This is a genomic window from Streptomyces sp. HNM0574 (assembly GCF_012726235.1).
In the GTDB taxonomy this organism is placed as follows: domain Bacteria; phylum Actinomycetota; class Actinomycetes; order Streptomycetales; family Streptomycetaceae; genus Streptomyces.
Window position 1 is genome coordinate 17,027 of sequence record NZ_JAASAH010000018.1, and the last position, 16,465, is coordinate 33,491.

At 74.0% G+C, this 16,465-nt stretch carries 12 protein-coding genes; 7 read left to right on the forward strand and 5 right to left on the reverse strand.

All coding sequences use genetic code 11. From position 1 onward, the window contains the following. Positions 1 to 3 precede the first annotated feature (3 nt). Positions 4 to 897, reverse strand: a complete 894-nt coding sequence (locus HCC30_RS24345; RefSeq protein ID WP_169444920.1) for a YceI family protein — start codon at positions 895 to 897, stop codon at positions 4 to 6. A gap of 268 nt (positions 898 to 1,165) precedes the next feature. Between HCC30_RS24345 and HCC30_RS24350 the strand changes: the two genes are divergently transcribed. From HCC30_RS24350 to HCC30_RS24360, 3 genes are all read left to right on the forward strand, one after another. Then, the gene (locus tag HCC30_RS24350; RefSeq protein ID WP_169444921.1) at positions 1,166 to 2,227 is read left to right on the forward strand and encodes a D-alanine--D-alanine ligase; all 1,062 of its coding nucleotides are present in this window, start codon (positions 1,166 to 1,168) and stop codon (positions 2,225 to 2,227) included. Positions 2,228 to 2,459: 232 nt separating this feature from the next. Beyond that, positions 2,460 to 2,819, forward strand: a complete 360-nt coding sequence (locus HCC30_RS24355; RefSeq protein WP_169444922.1) for a hypothetical protein — start codon at positions 2,460 to 2,462, stop codon at positions 2,817 to 2,819. A gap of 58 nt (positions 2,820 to 2,877) precedes the next feature. Next, positions 2,878 to 4,590 (forward strand): FUSC family protein, encoded by a 1,713-nt coding sequence (locus HCC30_RS24360; RefSeq protein WP_169444923.1) that lies wholly within the window; start codon positions 2,878 to 2,880, stop codon positions 4,588 to 4,590. A 10-nt stretch (positions 4,591 to 4,600) separates the two neighbouring features. Here the strand turns inward: HCC30_RS24360 and HCC30_RS24365 are convergent, their stop codons facing one another. Beyond that, on the reverse strand, positions 4,601 to 6,931 hold the full coding sequence (locus HCC30_RS24365) for an FdhF/YdeP family oxidoreductase (protein ID WP_169444924.1): 2,331 nt from the start codon (positions 6,929 to 6,931) through the stop codon (positions 4,601 to 4,603). A 202-nt stretch (positions 6,932 to 7,133) separates the two neighbouring features. Between HCC30_RS24365 and HCC30_RS24370 the strand changes: the two genes are divergently transcribed. Together HCC30_RS24370 and HCC30_RS24375 are read left to right on the forward strand one after the other, a co-directional pair. Beyond that, positions 7,134 to 8,114, forward strand: coding sequence for a Dyp-type peroxidase (locus HCC30_RS24370; protein WP_169444996.1), 981 nt, complete (start codon positions 7,134 to 7,136; stop codon positions 8,112 to 8,114). Between the two features lie 14 nt (positions 8,115 to 8,128). Further along, entirely contained in the window at positions 8,129 to 8,932 is an 804-nt protein-coding gene (locus tag HCC30_RS24375) for a family 1 encapsulin nanocompartment shell protein (RefSeq protein WP_169444997.1), read from the forward strand. Positions 8,933 to 8,947: 15 nt separating this feature from the next. Here the strand turns inward: HCC30_RS24375 and HCC30_RS24380 are convergent, their stop codons facing one another. After that, a complete protein-coding gene (locus tag HCC30_RS24380; RefSeq protein ID WP_346776784.1) occupies positions 8,948 to 10,402 on the reverse strand; it encodes an MFS transporter in 1,455 nt (484 codons plus the stop codon). Between the two features lie 136 nt (positions 10,403 to 10,538). On the opposite strand from HCC30_RS24380, the gene HCC30_RS24385 reads away from it, so the two are divergent. After that, positions 10,539 to 11,105 (forward strand): flavoprotein, encoded by a 567-nt coding sequence (locus tag HCC30_RS24385; RefSeq protein ID WP_169444926.1) that lies wholly within the window; start codon positions 10,539 to 10,541, stop codon positions 11,103 to 11,105. 25 nt (positions 11,106 to 11,130) lie between these two features. Here the strand turns inward: HCC30_RS24385 and HCC30_RS24390 are convergent, their stop codons facing one another. Then, positions 11,131 to 12,345: a YncE family protein gene (locus HCC30_RS24390; protein WP_206324285.1), complete on the reverse strand. Its 1,215-nt coding sequence runs from the start codon at positions 12,343 to 12,345 to the stop codon at positions 11,131 to 11,133. A 439-nt stretch (positions 12,346 to 12,784) separates the two neighbouring features. On the opposite strand from HCC30_RS24390, the gene rox reads away from it, so the two are divergent. After that, on the forward strand, positions 12,785 to 14,212 hold the full coding sequence (gene rox, locus HCC30_RS24395) for a rifampin monooxygenase (protein WP_169444927.1): 1,428 nt from the start codon (positions 12,785 to 12,787) through the stop codon (positions 14,210 to 14,212). A gap of 16 nt (positions 14,213 to 14,228) precedes the next feature. Here rox and HCC30_RS24400 read toward each other — a convergent pair whose 3' ends face one another. Continuing rightward, positions 14,229 to 16,310 (reverse strand): SpoIIE family protein phosphatase, encoded by a 2,082-nt coding sequence (locus HCC30_RS24400; protein ID WP_169444928.1) that lies wholly within the window; start codon positions 16,308 to 16,310, stop codon positions 14,229 to 14,231. Positions 16,311 to 16,465 lie beyond the last annotated feature (155 nt).

Below are 16,465 nucleotides of genomic sequence, written 5' to 3' on the forward strand. Positions count from 1 at the left end.
GGCTCACGCCTGGCCGGGCGGGGCCGGGACGGCCTGGATGTCGAGTTCGACGCGGATGGAGGAGCCGATCGCGGCGATGCCGGCGTCCAGCATCTTGCGCCAGTTGAGGGTGAAGTCCTCGCGGTGCAGCTCGACCCCGGCGGAGCAGGCCGTGCGCGTCTCGCCCTGGATGCCCGTGCCGACGCCCAGGTAGCGGGTGTCGAGGGTGACGCTGCGGCTGACGCCGCGCAGTTCCAGCGCGCCCTGCACGGCCCAGCGGGTGCCGCCCCGGTGCACGAAGCGGCTGCTGTGGAAGTGCAGGTACGGGTAGCGCTCGACGTCGAGGAAGTCGGCGGAGCGCAGGTGGTCGTCGCGCAGCCGCATGCCCGTGTCGATGCTCGCCGCGTGGATGAGCACCTCGACCTCGGAGTCCTGGGCGTTCGGCGCGACGGTGACCCGGCCCTGGAAGTCGTTGAAGCGGCCGTGCACATGGGCCAGTCCGATGTGCCGGGAGATGAAGCGCACCGAGCTGTGCGAGGGGTCGATCTGCCACTCGCCCGCGGTGGGCAGCGGCGGCGCGGGCGCGACCTCCATGGTGATCGTCGGCAGCGGCGTCCTGCTCCCGTCGCCCACCGACGTCCGGCTGCGGACCGGCTGGTACCCGTCGGCCGTGACCAGCACCTCGTACGAGGCGGGCGGCAGCGTGGCCGTGAACCGGCCGTGGGGGTCGGTCTGCCCGGTCATCAGCTGGTGGCCGCCGGACTCCGTGAGCGTCACCTTGGCCGCGGACAGCGGCAGCCCGACCGGGTCGTGAACGGTCAGGTCGAGCGCACCGGCCCCTTGCGGGATGGGCGCGCGGAGGTGCGGTGGCGGACTGGTACGGCTGCTGCGTCGGCGTGACAGGATTCCCAAGGGCATACGCTCCATCGTGACACTCTCCCCACCAGCCCGGATGAAGAGGGGTGGAAACGGACGAGAGCACCGGTATCGCTATACTCCCGCGCCGCCACCCCTTCCGGGAAACGGGGATCTTCGGGACGTGGCGGGCGGATGGTGCGTCAACTGCCTTGCCCGCTGTGCACATAGGACCCGCGCCTGCGCATCGCTCTCCCTCGGCACCACTCCCGCTTGGGTTCACAAAGTCACTGCTTGGAAAATCCAACTCGTCTCGCTAGGCTCCCTCGCCATGCGTGTGGTGGTGCTGTGCGGTGGCGAGAGTTCCGAACGCGACGTGTCGCTGGCCTCGGGATGGGCGGTGACGCGGGCCCTGCTCGAGCGGGGGCACGAGGTCGTGGTGGTCGATCCGGCCGCCGCGGTCCCGGTGCTTGCCGGGCCGCTGCAACCCGGGGACGCGGCCGGTGAGTTCACTGTGGGGCGGGAGCCGCCGTCGCTCGCGGAGCGGGACGAGCTGCGGCGGCGCATGCACACGGCACTGACCGGCGGCCCGGTCCTGGAGCTGCTCCGCGGCGCGGACACGGTGTTCCTGGCGCTGCACGGCGGCTGGGGTGAGGACGGGCACGTTCAGGCACTGCTGGAGATGGCCGGGGTGCGGTTCACGGGTGCGGACAGTGCGGCGTGCGCGGCGGCCTGGCACAAGGGGCGCGCGCAGGCGGTTCTGGGCGCGGCGGGCCTGCCGGTCCCCGAGCGGGTCCCGTGGCGGCCCGGTCCCGGGGCGGTGCCGTCGGACGTGCGGCGGCTGCTGGCGGCGGGACCCGTGGTGGTGAAGCCGGCCGCGGACGGGTCGAGCGTGGCAGTGCACCGCGTCGGCTCGCTGCCGGAGCTGACCCGGGTGGTGGCCGAGGAGTCCGCCGGTGACGTGGAGCTGCTGGTCGAACCGTTCCTGGCGGGGCGGGAGTTCACCGTGGCCGTGGTGGGCGGCGAGGCGCTTCCCGTGGTCGAGATCGAGCTGACGACGCCGATGTTCGACTACGCGGCCAAGTACCGGCCCGGGGCGGTCGGCGAGGTGTGCCCGGCCCGGGTGGACGACCGCTTCGCCGACCGGCTGCGGGAGTCGGCCCTGCTGGCGCACCGCGCGCTGGGGTTCGGGGCCGGGGCGTACTCGCGTACCGACTTCCGGTGCGACTCCGGTGGCGAGCCCTGGTGTCTGGAGGTCAACGCGCTGCCGGGTCTGACGGCGGGAAGCCTGCTGCCGTGCGCGGCGGGCGGCGCCGGGTGGACGTACCCCGTCCTGGTGCAGCGGCTCCTGGACCTCGCGGCACCGGCGCGTGCGGACGTCACCGCGGGCTGACCCCGTGCCGGTCGACGGCTGGTCCGCCCGCCCCGTCCCACCCGCATCCCGTGTCCCACCGCGTACGTCCCAGGTGGGGCTGCGGTGCAGGTCAGGAGGGGGACGTCCCAGTGGGGGCGGGGAGGGGGACGGTGGGGGACGGGGTGTGCCGTACTGGGTGGGCGCCCGGCGGTCGCCGTGAGGACGGCGGCGGAACTGTGGGCCGGGAGCGCATCGCAGCCGAGGAGGGCACATGTCCGCGAACCCCACGAACGTCACGCGCCGGAGGAAGCACGTCCCGGCGCTCGCCTCGCTCGCCACGACCGCCGCGCTGACGCTCGGCACGCTCGCCGCCGCCGGCCCGGCGCAGGCCGCGGCTCCCGCGTCGGACGCGCGGGCCGGGGCGTCGGCGGCGATGTGTGTGAAGACCACGGCCGAGAACAAGGCGCACGGTTACAAAGTCACCGTGCGGAACAAGTGCGGCAAGAAGGTCAAGGTCAAGATCATCATGAGTTACGCGAAGGACAGCCGCTGCTTCGGTCTCAACAAGGGGCAGACGCGGTACCGCGAGACGGGCGGTCTGGGCGTGTGGAAGAAGACCGTCTTCTGCTGAGCCGGGGCGAGGCGCCGGGTCCGTGCCGTGCCCGGCGCGCGGCTACGATCGAACGGTCATGATCAGAGTTCGCGGTGTGGTCCGTCCTCTCGTCCGGTCGTTCCGGCGGTGGGCGGTGACCACGCTGCTGCCGGTGCTCTCGCCGCGGGGCGCGCTGCGGCTGGCGCGGGTCGAGGGGGCGGCGCAGTTCGCGCTGCACGCGGCGCTGGGGATGGCCCTCGCGATGCTGCCGCCGGTGCTGGCCGGGCGCCCCGATCTCGCGGTGTATCCGGCGCTGGGCGCGTTCACCGCCACGTTCGAACGGGGGCTGCCGCACCGGCGGCGGCTGACCGTCCTGGCCGTCGTGGCCGCGGCGATGACGGTGGCCGTCGGCGCGGGTTCGGCGCTGGCGTCGGTGACGGGACCGGACGCGGGCCGGCCCGGCGACCTGACGGTGATCGCCGCGACGGCGCTGGTCGCCGGAGCCGCGAAGTACCTGTGCGACGTGACGAGGCTGCGCGGGCTGGGCGCGGTGCTCGTGCTCCTCGGCTTCGCCGTCGCCGCCGACCACGCGCCGCGCCCCGGCGAGGAGTTGCTGCCCACCGCGCTGGCCGCGTTCGGCGCCGGGATGGCCTGGCTGCTGGCGTGGGCCGGTTCGCTGTGGCGGCCGGACCGGCTGCAACGGCTGGCGGTCTCGGAGGCGCTCGGTTCCGTCGCGGCCCTGCTGGAGGCCGCGGGCCCGGACGCGGCGCTGCTCGCGCGTCGGCGGGCGACGACGGCGGTGCTCCGCGCGCACCGCTCGCTCGGCATCGAGCCCGCCGCGTCCCCGCAGGGCCGGGAGCAGGGCCGGACGCTGGTGCGTCTGACCGGGATGACGTGGACGCTGCTGGTCACCTCCGTACGCGAGCCGGTGCCGGGGGTGGCGCCCTCGTTGCGGCGGCAGGCGCGGCTGCTGGCCGACCGGCGCCGCCGGCTGCCTCCTGTGGTGGACGGGCTGCCGCTGGACGTGGTGCCGTCGCCGGCGGGGACGTCGCCGCACGTGCCGGGGGCGGACGGGGAGCCGCTGCGGGCGCGGAGTGCCCGGCACCGGCTGGCCTCGCTCGTCGCCCCGGCGCTGCGGACCACCGTCGGTACGGGGCTGGCGGGCGGGCTGGCGCTGGTCCTCGGTCTCGGGCACGGGTACTGGGCCGCGATCACGGCGGCCGCCGTGCTGCACTCGATCAACGTCTACAGCACCGTGCACCGCGCGGTGCAGCGCACCCTGGGCACGGCGTTGGGGCTGGTGCTGGCCTGGGCTGTGCTGGCCACGCGTCCGGAGCCGCTGGTGATCGTGCTGGTGGTGCTCGTCCTGGAGTTCCTGCTGGAGTACGTGGTGGCCCGCAACTACGGGCTGGGCGTGGTCTTTCTGACGCCGCTGGCGCTGCTGCTGAGCGAACTCCAGACGTCCGCCTCGCCGGGGACGCTGCTGCACGACCGGGTGACGGGCAGCGCGCTCGGCGTCCTCGTCGGTCTGGGCTGCGCGCTGCTGGTGGTGCACGACCGGGCCGCCGCGCGGGTGCGTCACGAACTGGCCGTCTGCCGGGGCGTGGTGGAGCGCGCGGCGGAGGCGCTGGACGGGCCGCCGGAGCGGCGCCGTACGCATCAGGGCCGGCTGGCCGCCGCGCTGGTGGACCTGCGCGAGGCGGACGACGCGGCAGCCGGGGAGCTGTGGTCGGCGGGCATCGACCCGGCCGAGCTGGCGGCCGTGGAGCGGCGCGCCTACGACCTGCTGCACCGCCTCGCCGGGCCGTAGGCGGCGCGGGTCAACCCGCCGGTTCCACCGTGACCTTGACGTGCTTCATGATCGGCTGGTCGCTCTGGGTGCTGTGGTCGGACAGCGCGCACAGGACGTTCATCTCGGGCATGTACCCGGCGGCGCAGCCGCGCGGGAGTTCGTAGGGCACGGCGAGGAAGCCGTCGAGGGAGCGGGTGCTGCCGTCCCTGGCGGTGCTGGTGATGTGCACCGGGTCGAACTCGGCGAGGCCGCGCTCGCGCATGTCGTCGCGGTTCATGAAGACGAGCGTGCGCAGGTTCCGGATGCCGCGGTAGCGGTCGTTGTCCGAGTAGACGGTGGTGTTCCACTGGTCGTGGGAGCGCATGGTGCCCAGGGCGAGGGTGCCGGGCTCGGGGACGACGTCGGGCAGTGCGGCGGTGGAGAACTCGGCGCGTCCGGAGGGGGTGTGGAAGACCAGTTCGCGTGCGGGCTGCCGGATGCGGAAGCCGAGCGGCAGGCGTACGCGGCGGTTGAAGTCCTCGAATCCGTCGAGGGCCTTGGCCATGGTGTCGCGGATGCGGTCGTAGTCCTCGATGTACCACTCCCACGGGGTGGGGCTGTCGGGGAGTGCCGCGCGGGCCATGCCCGCGATGATCGCCGGTTCGGACAGCAGGTGCGGTGAGGCCGGGCGTTTCATGCCGACGGACAGGTGCACCATGCTCATCGAGTCCTCGACGGAGGTGCTCTGCACGCCGCCGCGCTGGTGGTCCTTCTCGGTGCGGCCGAGGCAGGGCAGGATCAGCGCCCGCCGGCCGTGCACGAGGTGGCTGCGGTTGAGTTTGGTGCTCACCTGGACGGTGAGCTCGCAGCGGCGCAGCGCCGCCCAGGTGCGCGGGGTGTCGGGGGCGGCGAGCGAGAAGTTGCCGCCCATGCCGACGAAGACGCTCACCTCGCCGCGTTCCATGGCCCGGATGGTGCCGACGGTGTCCAGTCCGTGCTCGCGCGGCGGCCGGATCGAGCAGACCTCGGCGAGCCGGTCCAGGAACTCCGGTTCGGGCCGGTGGTCGATGCCGCAGGTGCGGTTGCCCTGGACGTTGCTGTGCCCGCGCACGGGCGAGGGCCCGGCGCCCTCGCGTCCCAGATTGCCGCGCAGGAGCAGCAGGTTGACGATCTCGCGGACGGTGTCGACGCCGTGCTCGTGCTGGCTGACGCCGAGGCACCAGCTGACGACGGACCGGTCGGCGTCCCGGTACACGCGGGCGGCCCGGAGGATCTGTTCCCGGCTCACCCCGGACTGGTGCTCCAGCTCCTCCCAGGGGGTGGCCTCGCACTGTGCCCGGTACGCGTCGAAGCCGGTGGTGTACCGGTCGATGAACTCCCGGTCCAGCGCCTTGGGATCGGTCACCGACTGTTCCAGGACCGCCTTGGCCATGCCGCGCAGCAGGGCCATGTCGCCGCCGACGCGGGGCTGGAGGTTGAGGGTGCTGGTGCGGGTGGGCTTGTAGAGCGCCATGTCGAGGAAGTCGTGCGGGACGATGGTGCGCCTGGCGGCGGCCTCGACGAGCGGGTTGACGTGCACGATCTGCGCGCCGCGGCGGTACGCCTCGGCCAGCGCGGTGAGCATGCGGGGCGCGTTGGAGGCGGCGTTGACGCCGAGGACGAACAGCGCGTCGGCGGTCTCCCAGTCCTTGAGGTCGACGGTGCCCTTTCCGGTGCCGAGGGACGCGGTCAGGGCGCGGCCGCTGGCCTCGTGGCACATGTTCGAGCAGTCGGGGAGGTTGTTGGTGCCCAGCTCGCGGGCCATCAGCTGGTACAGGAAGGTGGCCTCGTTGCCGAGCCGTCCCGAGGTGTAGAAGGAGGCCCGGTCCGGGTCGTCGAGTCCGCGCAGGGTGCGTCCGACGAGGTCGAACGCCTCCTTCCAGCTGACCGGGACGTAGTGGTCCGACTCCGGGTCGTACGCCATGGGTTCGGTCAGCCGGCCCTGGTCCTCCAGGGCGAAGTCGCTCCACCCGGAGAGTTCGGTGACGGAGTGGGCGGCGAAGAAGTCGCGGCCCACGCGTTTCCCGGTCATCTCCCAGGTGACGTGCTTGATGCCGTTCTCGCAGATGTCGAGGTGCAGGCCCTTGGTGTCGTCGGGCCAGGCACAGCCCGGGCAGTCGAACCCGCCGTTCTCGTGGTTCATCCGCATGATGGCCCGCGGCCCGTCCACGAACGCCTTCTCGCGGGTGAGGAACCGGGCCACGCTCTTGGCGGCGCCCCAGCCGGCGGCGGGGTGGTGGTACGGACGGGAGGCGGGTGCCCGGTCGGGGGGCGGGCCGGCGGGCGGCTCGCGCTGTTCCCGTGTGTCGTCGGAGGCGCTCTGGTCGTCGGAGACGCTCACGGCTGGTCACCCTTCCGCCGTTCGGGACTTCGGCCGGGGCCCGGCACTTCCGGTCAGGCTAGGGCGGCGGTGCGGGGGTCGCCATGCGGGGCCGCCGGGTGCGGGCCGTCGTGCCGGGCGGGCGCGGAGGTATCAGCATGGGGAGCGGCGCCGTCCCGTCGCCGCCCGTCCGGAGGGAGAGCCCGTGGCCGAGTCCCCGCCCGTGCCCGTGTCCCAGTCGGTGACCGTTCCGCCGTCGCGGGCCGCCGTCTTCCTCGTGGTCTCGGTCCTTCCGGGCGGGGAGGAGACGGTGCGGGGGCTGCTGGGGGACGTGGCGGGGCTGCGGCGTTCGGTGGGGTTCCGGGTGCCCGAGGCGCAGCTCGGCTGTGTGGTGGGCGTCGGGTCGGACGCGTGGGACCGGCTGTTCGCGGGGCCCCGGCCCCGGGAGCTGCACCCGTTCCCGGAGCTGGACGGGCCGCGCCACCGGGCCCCTTCCACCCCCGGCGACCTGCTGTTCCACGTGCGGGCCCAGCGCATGGACCTGTGTTTCGAGCTGGCCAGGCTGATCGGCGACCGGCTGGGCGGGGCGGCGGTGGTCGTGGACGAGGTGCACGGGTTCAAGTACTTCGACGAGCGCGACCTGCTGGGCTTTGTGGACGGGAGCGAGAACCCGGAGGGGCCGCTCGCTGAGGACGCCGTGTTCGTCGGCGAGGAGGACCCGGAGTTCCGGGGCGGGAGCTATGTGGTCGTGCAGAAGTACCTGCACGATCTGGCGTCCTGGAACGCGCTGCCGTCCGACGAGCAGGAGAAGGTGATCGGCCGGACGAAGACGGCGAACGTCGAGCTGGACGACGAGGTGAAGCCGGCCGATTCGCACGTCGCGCTGAACACGGTCACCGACGACGAGGGCAACGAGCGGAAGATCGTGCGGGAGAACATGCCGTTCGGCAGTGTCGCGGACGGCGCGTTCGGCACCTATTTCATCGGGTACGCGCGCACGCCCGAGGTCACCGAACAGATGCTGCGCAACATGTTCCTGGGCGATCCGCCGGGATCGCACGACCGGATTCTGGATTTCTCGACGGCGCTGACCGGGGGTCTCTTCCACGTCCCCACCGCGTCCTTCCTCGACGACCTCCCTCCCGCGCCCGGGCGGCGGCGCGGCGGTCTGCACATCGGCAGCCTGAAAGGAGAACGGCCATGACCTCGCCCGACGGCATGACCAATCTGCACCGCGAGCTGGCCCCCATCACCCCCGCGGCCTGGGGCGAGATCGAGGAGGAGGCCGACCGGACGTTCCGGCGGAACGTGGCGGGCCGCCGGGCCGTGGACGTCACCGGGCCGGACGGCCCCGGGCTGGCCGCGGTCGGCACCGGCCACCTCTCCCCCGTGGACCCGCCGGCCTCCGGCGTGAACGCCCAACTGCGCGTCGCGCAGCCCCTGGTGGAGCTGCGGGTGCCGTTCACGGTGAGCCGTACGGCGGTCGACGACGTCGAGCGCGGCGCGCAGGACTCCGACTGGCAGCCGGTGAAGGACGCGGCGCGCACGATGGCGTTCGCCGAGGACCGGGCCGTGTTCGACGGTTTCGCGGCCGCGGGGATCGACGGGCTGCGCCGCCGCACCTCGAATCCGGTGCTGGCGCTCCCGGCCGAGCCGCGGGAGTTCCCGGACGCGGTGAGCCGTGCCCTGACGGCGCTGCGTCTCGCGGGGGTCGGCGGCCCGTACACGCTGCTGCTGGGTGCCGACGCGTACACGGCGGTGAACGAGACCTCCGACCACGGGTATCCGGTCGCCGCGCACATCGGCCGGATGCTGGACGGGCAGCTGGTGTGGGCCCCGGCGCTGGACGGCGCGTTCCTGCTCTCGGTGCGGGGCGGGGACTTCGAGCTGCGGTTCGGCCAGGACCTGGCGATCGGCTACGCCTCGCACGACGAGAAGGACATCGAGCTGTACTTCCGCCAGACGTTCACCTTCCTCACGTACACGGACGAGGCCGTGGTGGTGCTGGACTCCGCCGGGTGAGGGCGGTCCTCGGGGTCATGCCCGTTCCTGGCGGCGGCCGCCGAAGGCGAGGGCGAGGGCTGCGCCGAGGAGGAGGGCGCCGAGGGGCCAGCGGACGGCGGCGGTGAAGCCGTGCAGGGTGGCGGCCTGGGCGCTGCCGTGGAAGCCGGAGGCGGCGCCGGCGGCGACGGTGTTGAAGACGGCGGAGCCGAGTGAACCGCCCGTCTGCTGGGCCGTGTTGAGCGCCGCCGAGGCGATGCCGGAGTCGTGCGCGGGGACGTCGGCGGTGGCGGCGGTCATCATCGCGAGGAAGCCGGTGCCCATGCCGAGGCCGAAGACGACGAGCGCCGGCAGCACGCCCGTCGCGTAGTCGTCGTCCGGGGTGAGGCGGGAGAGCAGGAACAGGCCGGTGGCGGCGAGGGTGAGTCCTGCGGTCATCATCGTGCGGGGGCCGAGCCGGGGTAGCAGCCGGGTGCTGAGCTGGGTGGCGGTGGCCGTGGTGACGACGCTGATCGGCAGGAAGCCGAGCCCGCTGGCCACCGCCGACCAGCCCATCACGGACTGCAGGTGGTAGGTGAGGAACAGGGCGACGCACAGCTGCGCCGACATCATCACCGCGCCCGCGACGAGTGCCGCGACCCGGCGCCGGTCGCGCAGCAGCCGTGGCGGCAGCAGCGGTGCGGCGCTCCGGGTCTGCCGGACGCCGAAGGCGGTGAGCAGCACGGCCCCGGCGGCGAGCGTGCCCAGGACGAGGGGCGAGGTCCAGCCGTCGGACTCGGCCTGACTGGCGCTGTATACCAAAGCGGTGAGGCCGCCGCAGCCGAGCACCGCTCCGGCGACGTCGAGCCGGCCGGCGGGGCGTTCCTCCCGGCCGGCGTCGACGCAGCCCGCGCGGGCCAGGGCGAGGAGCGCGATGGGCACGTTGACGAGCAGGCACCAGCGCCAGCCGAGCCACTGGGTGAGCAGCCCGCCCAGGACGACGCCGAGCGAGGCGCCCGCGCCGCCGAGGGCGCCGAACACGGCGAGGGCGCGGCGGCGTTCGCGCAGGTCGGGGAAGGTGGTGGTGACCAGGGCCAGGGCCGAGGCGGCGAGCAGTGCGGCGCAGGCGCCCTGCGCCGCGCGGGCCGCGAAGAGCACGCCGGCGGTGGGTGCGGCGCCGCCCGCGGCGGAGGCGAGCGCGAAGCCGGCCAGCCCGGTGACGAAGACCCGCCGCCTGCCCGCGTGGTCGGCGATCCGCCCGGCGAGCAGCAGGAGTCCGCCGAAGGCGAGGGTGTAGGAGGTGAGGACCCAGGGGCGGTCGCCGTCGGAGAGGTGCAGCTGCTGCTGGAGGGAGGGCAGCGCGACGTTCACGACGGTGCCGTCGAGCATGATCATCAGCTGCGCGAGGCCGAGCACGCACAGCGCCCACCAGCGCCGGGGCGGGGGCGCGGCGGGCTCCGGGGCCGTGGTGGACGGGGTGGGCCCGGTGGACGTGCTCGGCTCTGTGGACACCCATTTTGTATACCAAATCTCGTGGGGTGGCCCGCCTCCCGGGTGCCGTACGCCCAAGTACCCGTCCTCCAAGGGCAGTTGGCCGGTACGGGACGGGCTGCCGCCGCGCCGGGCCGCCCCGTGATGGGATTCCGGCATGGCCTCTCCCGTGATGTACCTCTTCGGCTCCGCCGCCCCGCCCGTCCTCGACCTCGTCGGCGCCGTCGAGCGGGCGCGGTCCGCGGGCTGGTCGGTCTGCGTCGGCCTGACGCCGACGGCGGCCGCCTGGCTGCGGGACGAGGTGCCCGCGCTGGAGCGGATCACCGGGCGGCCGGTGCGCAGCGCCCCGCGGATGCCCTGGGACGAGGAGGTGTGGCCCCCGGCGGACGTGGCCGTCGTGGCCCCCGCGACGCTGAACACCGTCAACGTCTGCGCGCTCGGGCTGACTCCGCACTTCGTGGGCGGCTGGGTCGCGGAGGCGATCGGGAAGCGGTGGCCGCTGGTCGTCATGCCGTGCGTGAACAGCGAGTACGCCACCCATCCGCAGTTCGGCACCAGCGTCGCGACGCTGCGCGGCGCGGGCGTGCGCGTCCTGCTCGGCCCCGGCGGCTTCGAGCCCCGCCCGCCGGGCCAGGGCGACCGGGGCCGCTACCCGTGGCACCTCGCCCTCGACGCGGCGGCGGCCGCCCTCGACGCGGGCGCCGGGCCCGGCACCGCCCCGTAGGCCCCGGACTCCCCCGCCCGGCCCGTCAGTTCGCGGCGGACGGGCCCGTCCATCCGGCGGGGATGCGGGCGAGGCGGACGCGCTGCGGGTGGTCGCCGACCTCGACGGTGGCGACCTTGCGGCCGGTGGCGAAGTCGATGGCGGTGACGGCATCGGCGCCGCTCTCGGAGATGACGCAGGAGCGGCCGTCGCCGCTGACCGTGGCCCAGTACGGCTTGTCGGCGGTGACCAGCGGGCCCTCCCGGAGGGTGCGGCGGTCGACGACGGTGGCGTAGTCGTCCATCGTCCCGGCCACGCACAGCTTCTCGCCGTCCGGGCTCATGGACATCCCGTGGTGGCGGGAGTCGTTGACCCAGTCGGTGCGCTTCTCGCTGGTGTCCGGGTTCTTCGGCAGTTCCTTGACGCGGGTGACCTCGTCGGCGGCGACGTCGTACTCGACGAAGCCGTTGAAGAACGACACCTGGAAGTACAGCTTCGACTCGTCGGGGGTGAAGGCGACGGGGCGGACGGCGTCGGAGAGGTCCTCCCGGCCGAAGGCGTCCAGCCGCTCCCGCATGTCGATCACCCTGACCTCCTCGAAGGTCCCGGCGTCGACGACGGTGATCTTCCGGTCGCCCTTCGTCCAGTCCATGAACGGGGCGTCCAGGTCGGTGTTGACCTCGCCGATCGACATGTTCCACAGGTACCGGCCGCCGTCGGTGAAGACGTTCTCGTGCGGCTTGTCGCCCGCGCGGAAGGAGCCGCGCTGCTCGCCGGTGGTGATGTCCAGGACGTGAACGGTGTTGGAGGTGGAGGCCGAGACGGCCACCCGCTTCCCGTCCGGCGAGACGGCCATGTGGTCGGAGCGGAAACCCGACACGCGGAAGCGCCAGTTGAGCTTCCCGGTGGCCAGGTCGACGGAGACGACGTCGGCGAAGCTCGGGCGCGAGACGACCATCGCCGAACCGTCCGGGGTGGCGTACATGTCGTCGACGAACTGGTCGTGTCCCTCGCCGGGGCCCTGCCGGATACCGAGGAAGAAGGCGAGCTTGAGCGGGTCGGTGTAGATCTCGCGCAGGCGTTCCGCCTTGTCGGGGATGACGTTGATCCGGCCGATGCGCGCCAGGTCGCCGCCGGGTTCGACGACGTCGGCCGTCCCGTCCCAGTTGTTGCCGACGAACATCACCTCGCGCAGCTCCGCGTCCCCCTCCCCCGGCGCGGCCGCGGACGCGAGCGTCGTGCCGGCGGCCGCGAGCAGCAGCGCGACCGCGAGGGTGACGGCCGCGCGGCCCCGTCGGCTCGGGGCTGCCGCTTCGTTCCGCTTCGGGCTGGGGCGCACGGGCAGCTCTCCTCGGTCGTCAACTCGGCCCGCGCGGCGCCGTGTTGACGGTGGGGCGGGCGGGGCGCACCGCGCGCACCCCCAAAGGCTTACCGAAGGTAACCACCGTTTTCGCGCACCACAAGAACCCGCGCACGCGGAAAGCGGAAAGAAAACCGGAGGGGAGAGAGGAGGGGGCCGAAAAGGAGGGCCGTCCGCTCCTTGCCACTCTCAACGTATAGCCGACGGGGGGCCTTGCGGCAAGGCCCCGGGTATGCCCAGAATCATCGGCCGAAGCCGGTACCTGCGGAAACAGCCGGAATACCGGAAGTGTGCGAGACATTCCGGCCCGCTCGGTCCGGGTCCGGTGAACGGGAATGTGATGCGTGACGTGATCGTGGTCGGCGGCGGGCCGACCGGTTTGATGCTGGCCGCCGAATTGCGGCTGCACGGGGTGGACGTCCTGCTGCTGGAGCGGGAGCCGGAGCCGACCGGGCAGTCCCGCGCGCTCGGGCTGCACGCGCGCAGCGTCGAGGTGATGGACCAGCGCGGGCTGCTCGGCCGGTTCCTCGCGCACGGCGAGCGGGTACGGGCCGGCGGCTTCTTCGCCGGCCTCGGCACGAGCTGGCCCGAGGGCCTGGACACGGCGCACAGCTACGTCCTCGCCATCCCGCAGGCCGTCACCGAGCGGCTGCTGACGGAGCACGCGGCCGGGCTCGGCGCCGAGTTCCGGCGCGGCCGCACGCTCGTCGGGCTGAGCCAGGACGCGGACGGGGTGACCGTCGAGCTGGCGGACGGCACCCGGGACCGCGCGCGGTATCTCGTCGGCTGCGACGGCGGGCGCAGCACGGTGCGCAAGCTGCTCGGCGTCGGCTTCCCCGGCGAGCCCGCGCGGACCGAGACGCTGCTGGGCGAGGTCGAAGTGACGGCGTCCCAGGAGGAGTTGGCCTCCGTGGTGGCCCGGGTCCGCAGGACGCAGGCGCGGTTCGGCACCATGCCGCTGGGCGACGGGGTGTACCGCGTGATCGTCCCGGCGGAGGGCGTGGCCGGGGACCGCTCCGTGCCGCCGGGGCTGGAGGAGCTGAAGGCGCGGCTGCGGGCGGTGGCCGGGACGGACTTCGGGGTGCACTCGCCGCGATGGCTGTCCCGCTTCGGGGACGCGACGCGGCTCGCCGAGCGCTACCGGACGGGCCGGGTGCTGCTGGCCGGGGACGCGGCGCACGTCCACCCGCCGACCGGCGGGCAGGGGCTCAACCTCGGTGTGCAGGACGCGTTCAACCTGGGCTGGAAGCTGGCCGCCGAGGTCGACGGCTGGGCCCCGGAGGGCCTGCTGGACAGCTACCACGCCGAACGGCGCCCGGTGGCCGCCGAGGTGCTGGAGAACACCCGCGCCCAGACGCTGCTGCTGTCCGCCGAGCCGGGGACCCGGTCGGTGCGCGGGCTGCTGGCGGAGCTGATGGAGTTCGAGGAGGTGAACCGGTACCTGATCGAGAAGATCACCGCGATCGGCGTCCGCTACGACCTCGGCGAGGGGCACCCGCTGCTCGGCAGACGGCTGCGGGACGTCGCCCTGAAGCGCGGCCGCCTCTACTCCCTGCTGCACGCCGGACGCGGCCTGCTCCTCGACGCGACCGGGCGGCTGTCGGCGGCCGGCTGGGAGGACCGCGTCGACCACGTCGTGGACGGCAGCGAGGAACTGGACGTGCCCGCGGTGCTGCTCCGCCCCGACGGCCACGTCGTCTGGGCCGGGGAGGACCCGGCGGAGCTCACCGGCCGGCTGCGGAGCTGGTTCGGCGCGCCGGCCGCCTGAGCCGGTCCGGGGTGAACTACTCCTGTTCCAGGGTGAGTTCGCACCAGACGGTCTTGCCGTTGCCCCGGGGTTCGACGCCCCAGCCGGTGGCGAGCTCCTCGACGAGCATCAGGCCGCGGCCCGAGGTGGACTGTTCCGTCGCGGCCCGGCGGCGGGGCGAGGCGGGCGAGGAGTCGCTGACGGCCAGCCGGAGCGAGCGGCCGCCGGGCTGCACCGGCCGGGCCGTGAGGGTGGCGTTGTCCTCGGTGTGCAGCAGGGCGTTGGTGGCGAGTTCGCAGGCGAGCAGCTCGGCGGTGTCGCCGAGGCCCTCCAGCGACCATTCGTGCAGCGCTTCCCGCAGCGCGGTCCTGGCGGTGCGCAGCGATTCGGCGTCGGCGAGGGTGAGGGTGATCTCCATGCGGGGCGCGGGCGCCGCCTCCGGGCTGGAGCGCTTGAGGACGAGCAGGGCGACGTCGTCCTCCTCGCCGGTGTACCCGGCCATGGTGTCCAGCAGGTGGTCGGCCAGGTCGTCCGGGGACGCGGGGCCGCCGCGGACGGCGTCGAGGAGCCGGGCGCGGCCCTCGTCGAGGTCGGCCGAGCGGGCCTCGATGAGCCCGTCGGTGCACAGCACCAGCGTCGCTCCGGGGTCGAGCACCGTCTCGTACGCCGGGTAGGCGGGCTGGTCGCCGGGGGCGGTGAGGCCGAGCGGGAGCCCGCCGGGGGTGTCGAGGCGGACGGTGTCCCGGTCCGCGCGGCGCAGCACGGGGTCGGGGTGGCCGGCGCGGACGACCGAGGTCATGCCGGTGTGCGGGTCGAGCAGGGCGAGCAGGCAGGTGGCGAAGCGGTCGGTGTCCAGCTCGGCCAGGAAGGCGGAGGCGCGGGCCATCACGGTGGTCGGCGGGTGCCCCTCGGCGGCGTACGCGCGCAGCGCGATGCGGAGCTGGCCCATGACGGCGGCGGCGGTGACGTCGTGGCCCTGCACGTCGCCGACGACGGCGGCGATCCGCCCGTCGGGGAGGGTGAGCGCGTCGTACCAGTCGCCGCCGATGCCGCCGCGGGCCCGGGTGGGCCGGTAGCGGGTGGCGAGGTGCAGGCCGGGGACGTCCGGGAGGCTGCCCGGGAGCATCGCCGTCTGGAGGCCGGCGGCGAGTTCGTGCTCCTGGTCGTAGAGCAGCGCGCGTTGCAGGGCCTGGGCGATGACCTTGCCGAGCGCGGTGAGGACGGTGCGCTCCTCCGGGGTGAAGCGGGCGGCCCCGTGGTAGGTCAGTCCGACGGCGCCGATCGGGGTGTCCTGCGCGATCAGCGGCAGGTAGACGGCGGCGGAGGCCTCGGCGAACCGGGTCAGGTAGGGCTCCAGCGCGGGGTAGCGCTGGACGAATTCGGTCCGGCTGGTGACGAACACGGCCTCGCGGGTGCGGACCGCCTCGGAGAGCGGCAGCGGTTCGGTCAGGCGGGACAGGTGGAAGTCGCGGATGAGGTCCTGGTGCACCCCGTTCGAGCCGACGAGCTCCATCCGGCCGTTGTCGGTCATGCCGAGGACGATGCTGGCCGCGCCGAGCCGGGCCAGGAGCCGGGAGGAGGTGAGCGCCTCGGCGACGTCCCCGACGGTGACGGTCGGGACGAGGGCGTCGCTGACGTGGCCGACGATGTCGGCCTGCCGGCGCCGGTCGTCCCTGGCCTGGCGCAGCTGCTCGGTCTGGTCGACGGCCCGCAGTTCCTGGCTGGCGTCCCGGATGATGCCGATGACCCGCGTCGGCCGGCCCTCGGGGTCGCGGACGATGTGGCCCTGGGTGTGCGTCCAGCGGAGGCGTCCGGTGGGCCGGCGGACCCGGAAGTAGAGGCTGAAGTCGGAGCGTTCCCGCATGGCGCGCTCCACCAGCTCCTGGATGTCGGGGAGCTCGCTGGGCACCATCCGCTCGCCCAGGGCGGCGAGGCTGCCGTCGAACTCGCCGGGGCGGAAGCCCATCACCGCGAGGCCGGCCTCGTCGTAGTGCATCACGCCGGCGACGACGTCCCAGGTGAAGGTGCCCATGCCGTTGACCGCCAGCGCCACGTGGGCGGCGGCCTCCTGGCGACCCCGCGTGTCCGGCCCGCTGCCGGGGCCGACGAAGCGATGCATGGACCTCCTCCTGGCCGCAGTCCTCGGTGCGCGTGGGCACCGTGACCACGACCGCGCCGGGCGGCGCGGACGTCAGTCCATTCTGCGCGGGGCCGTGCCGGGCCGCTCGGCCGTCAGCGCCCGGTACCGCCGGTAGGCGGCCGTGCCGGGCGACC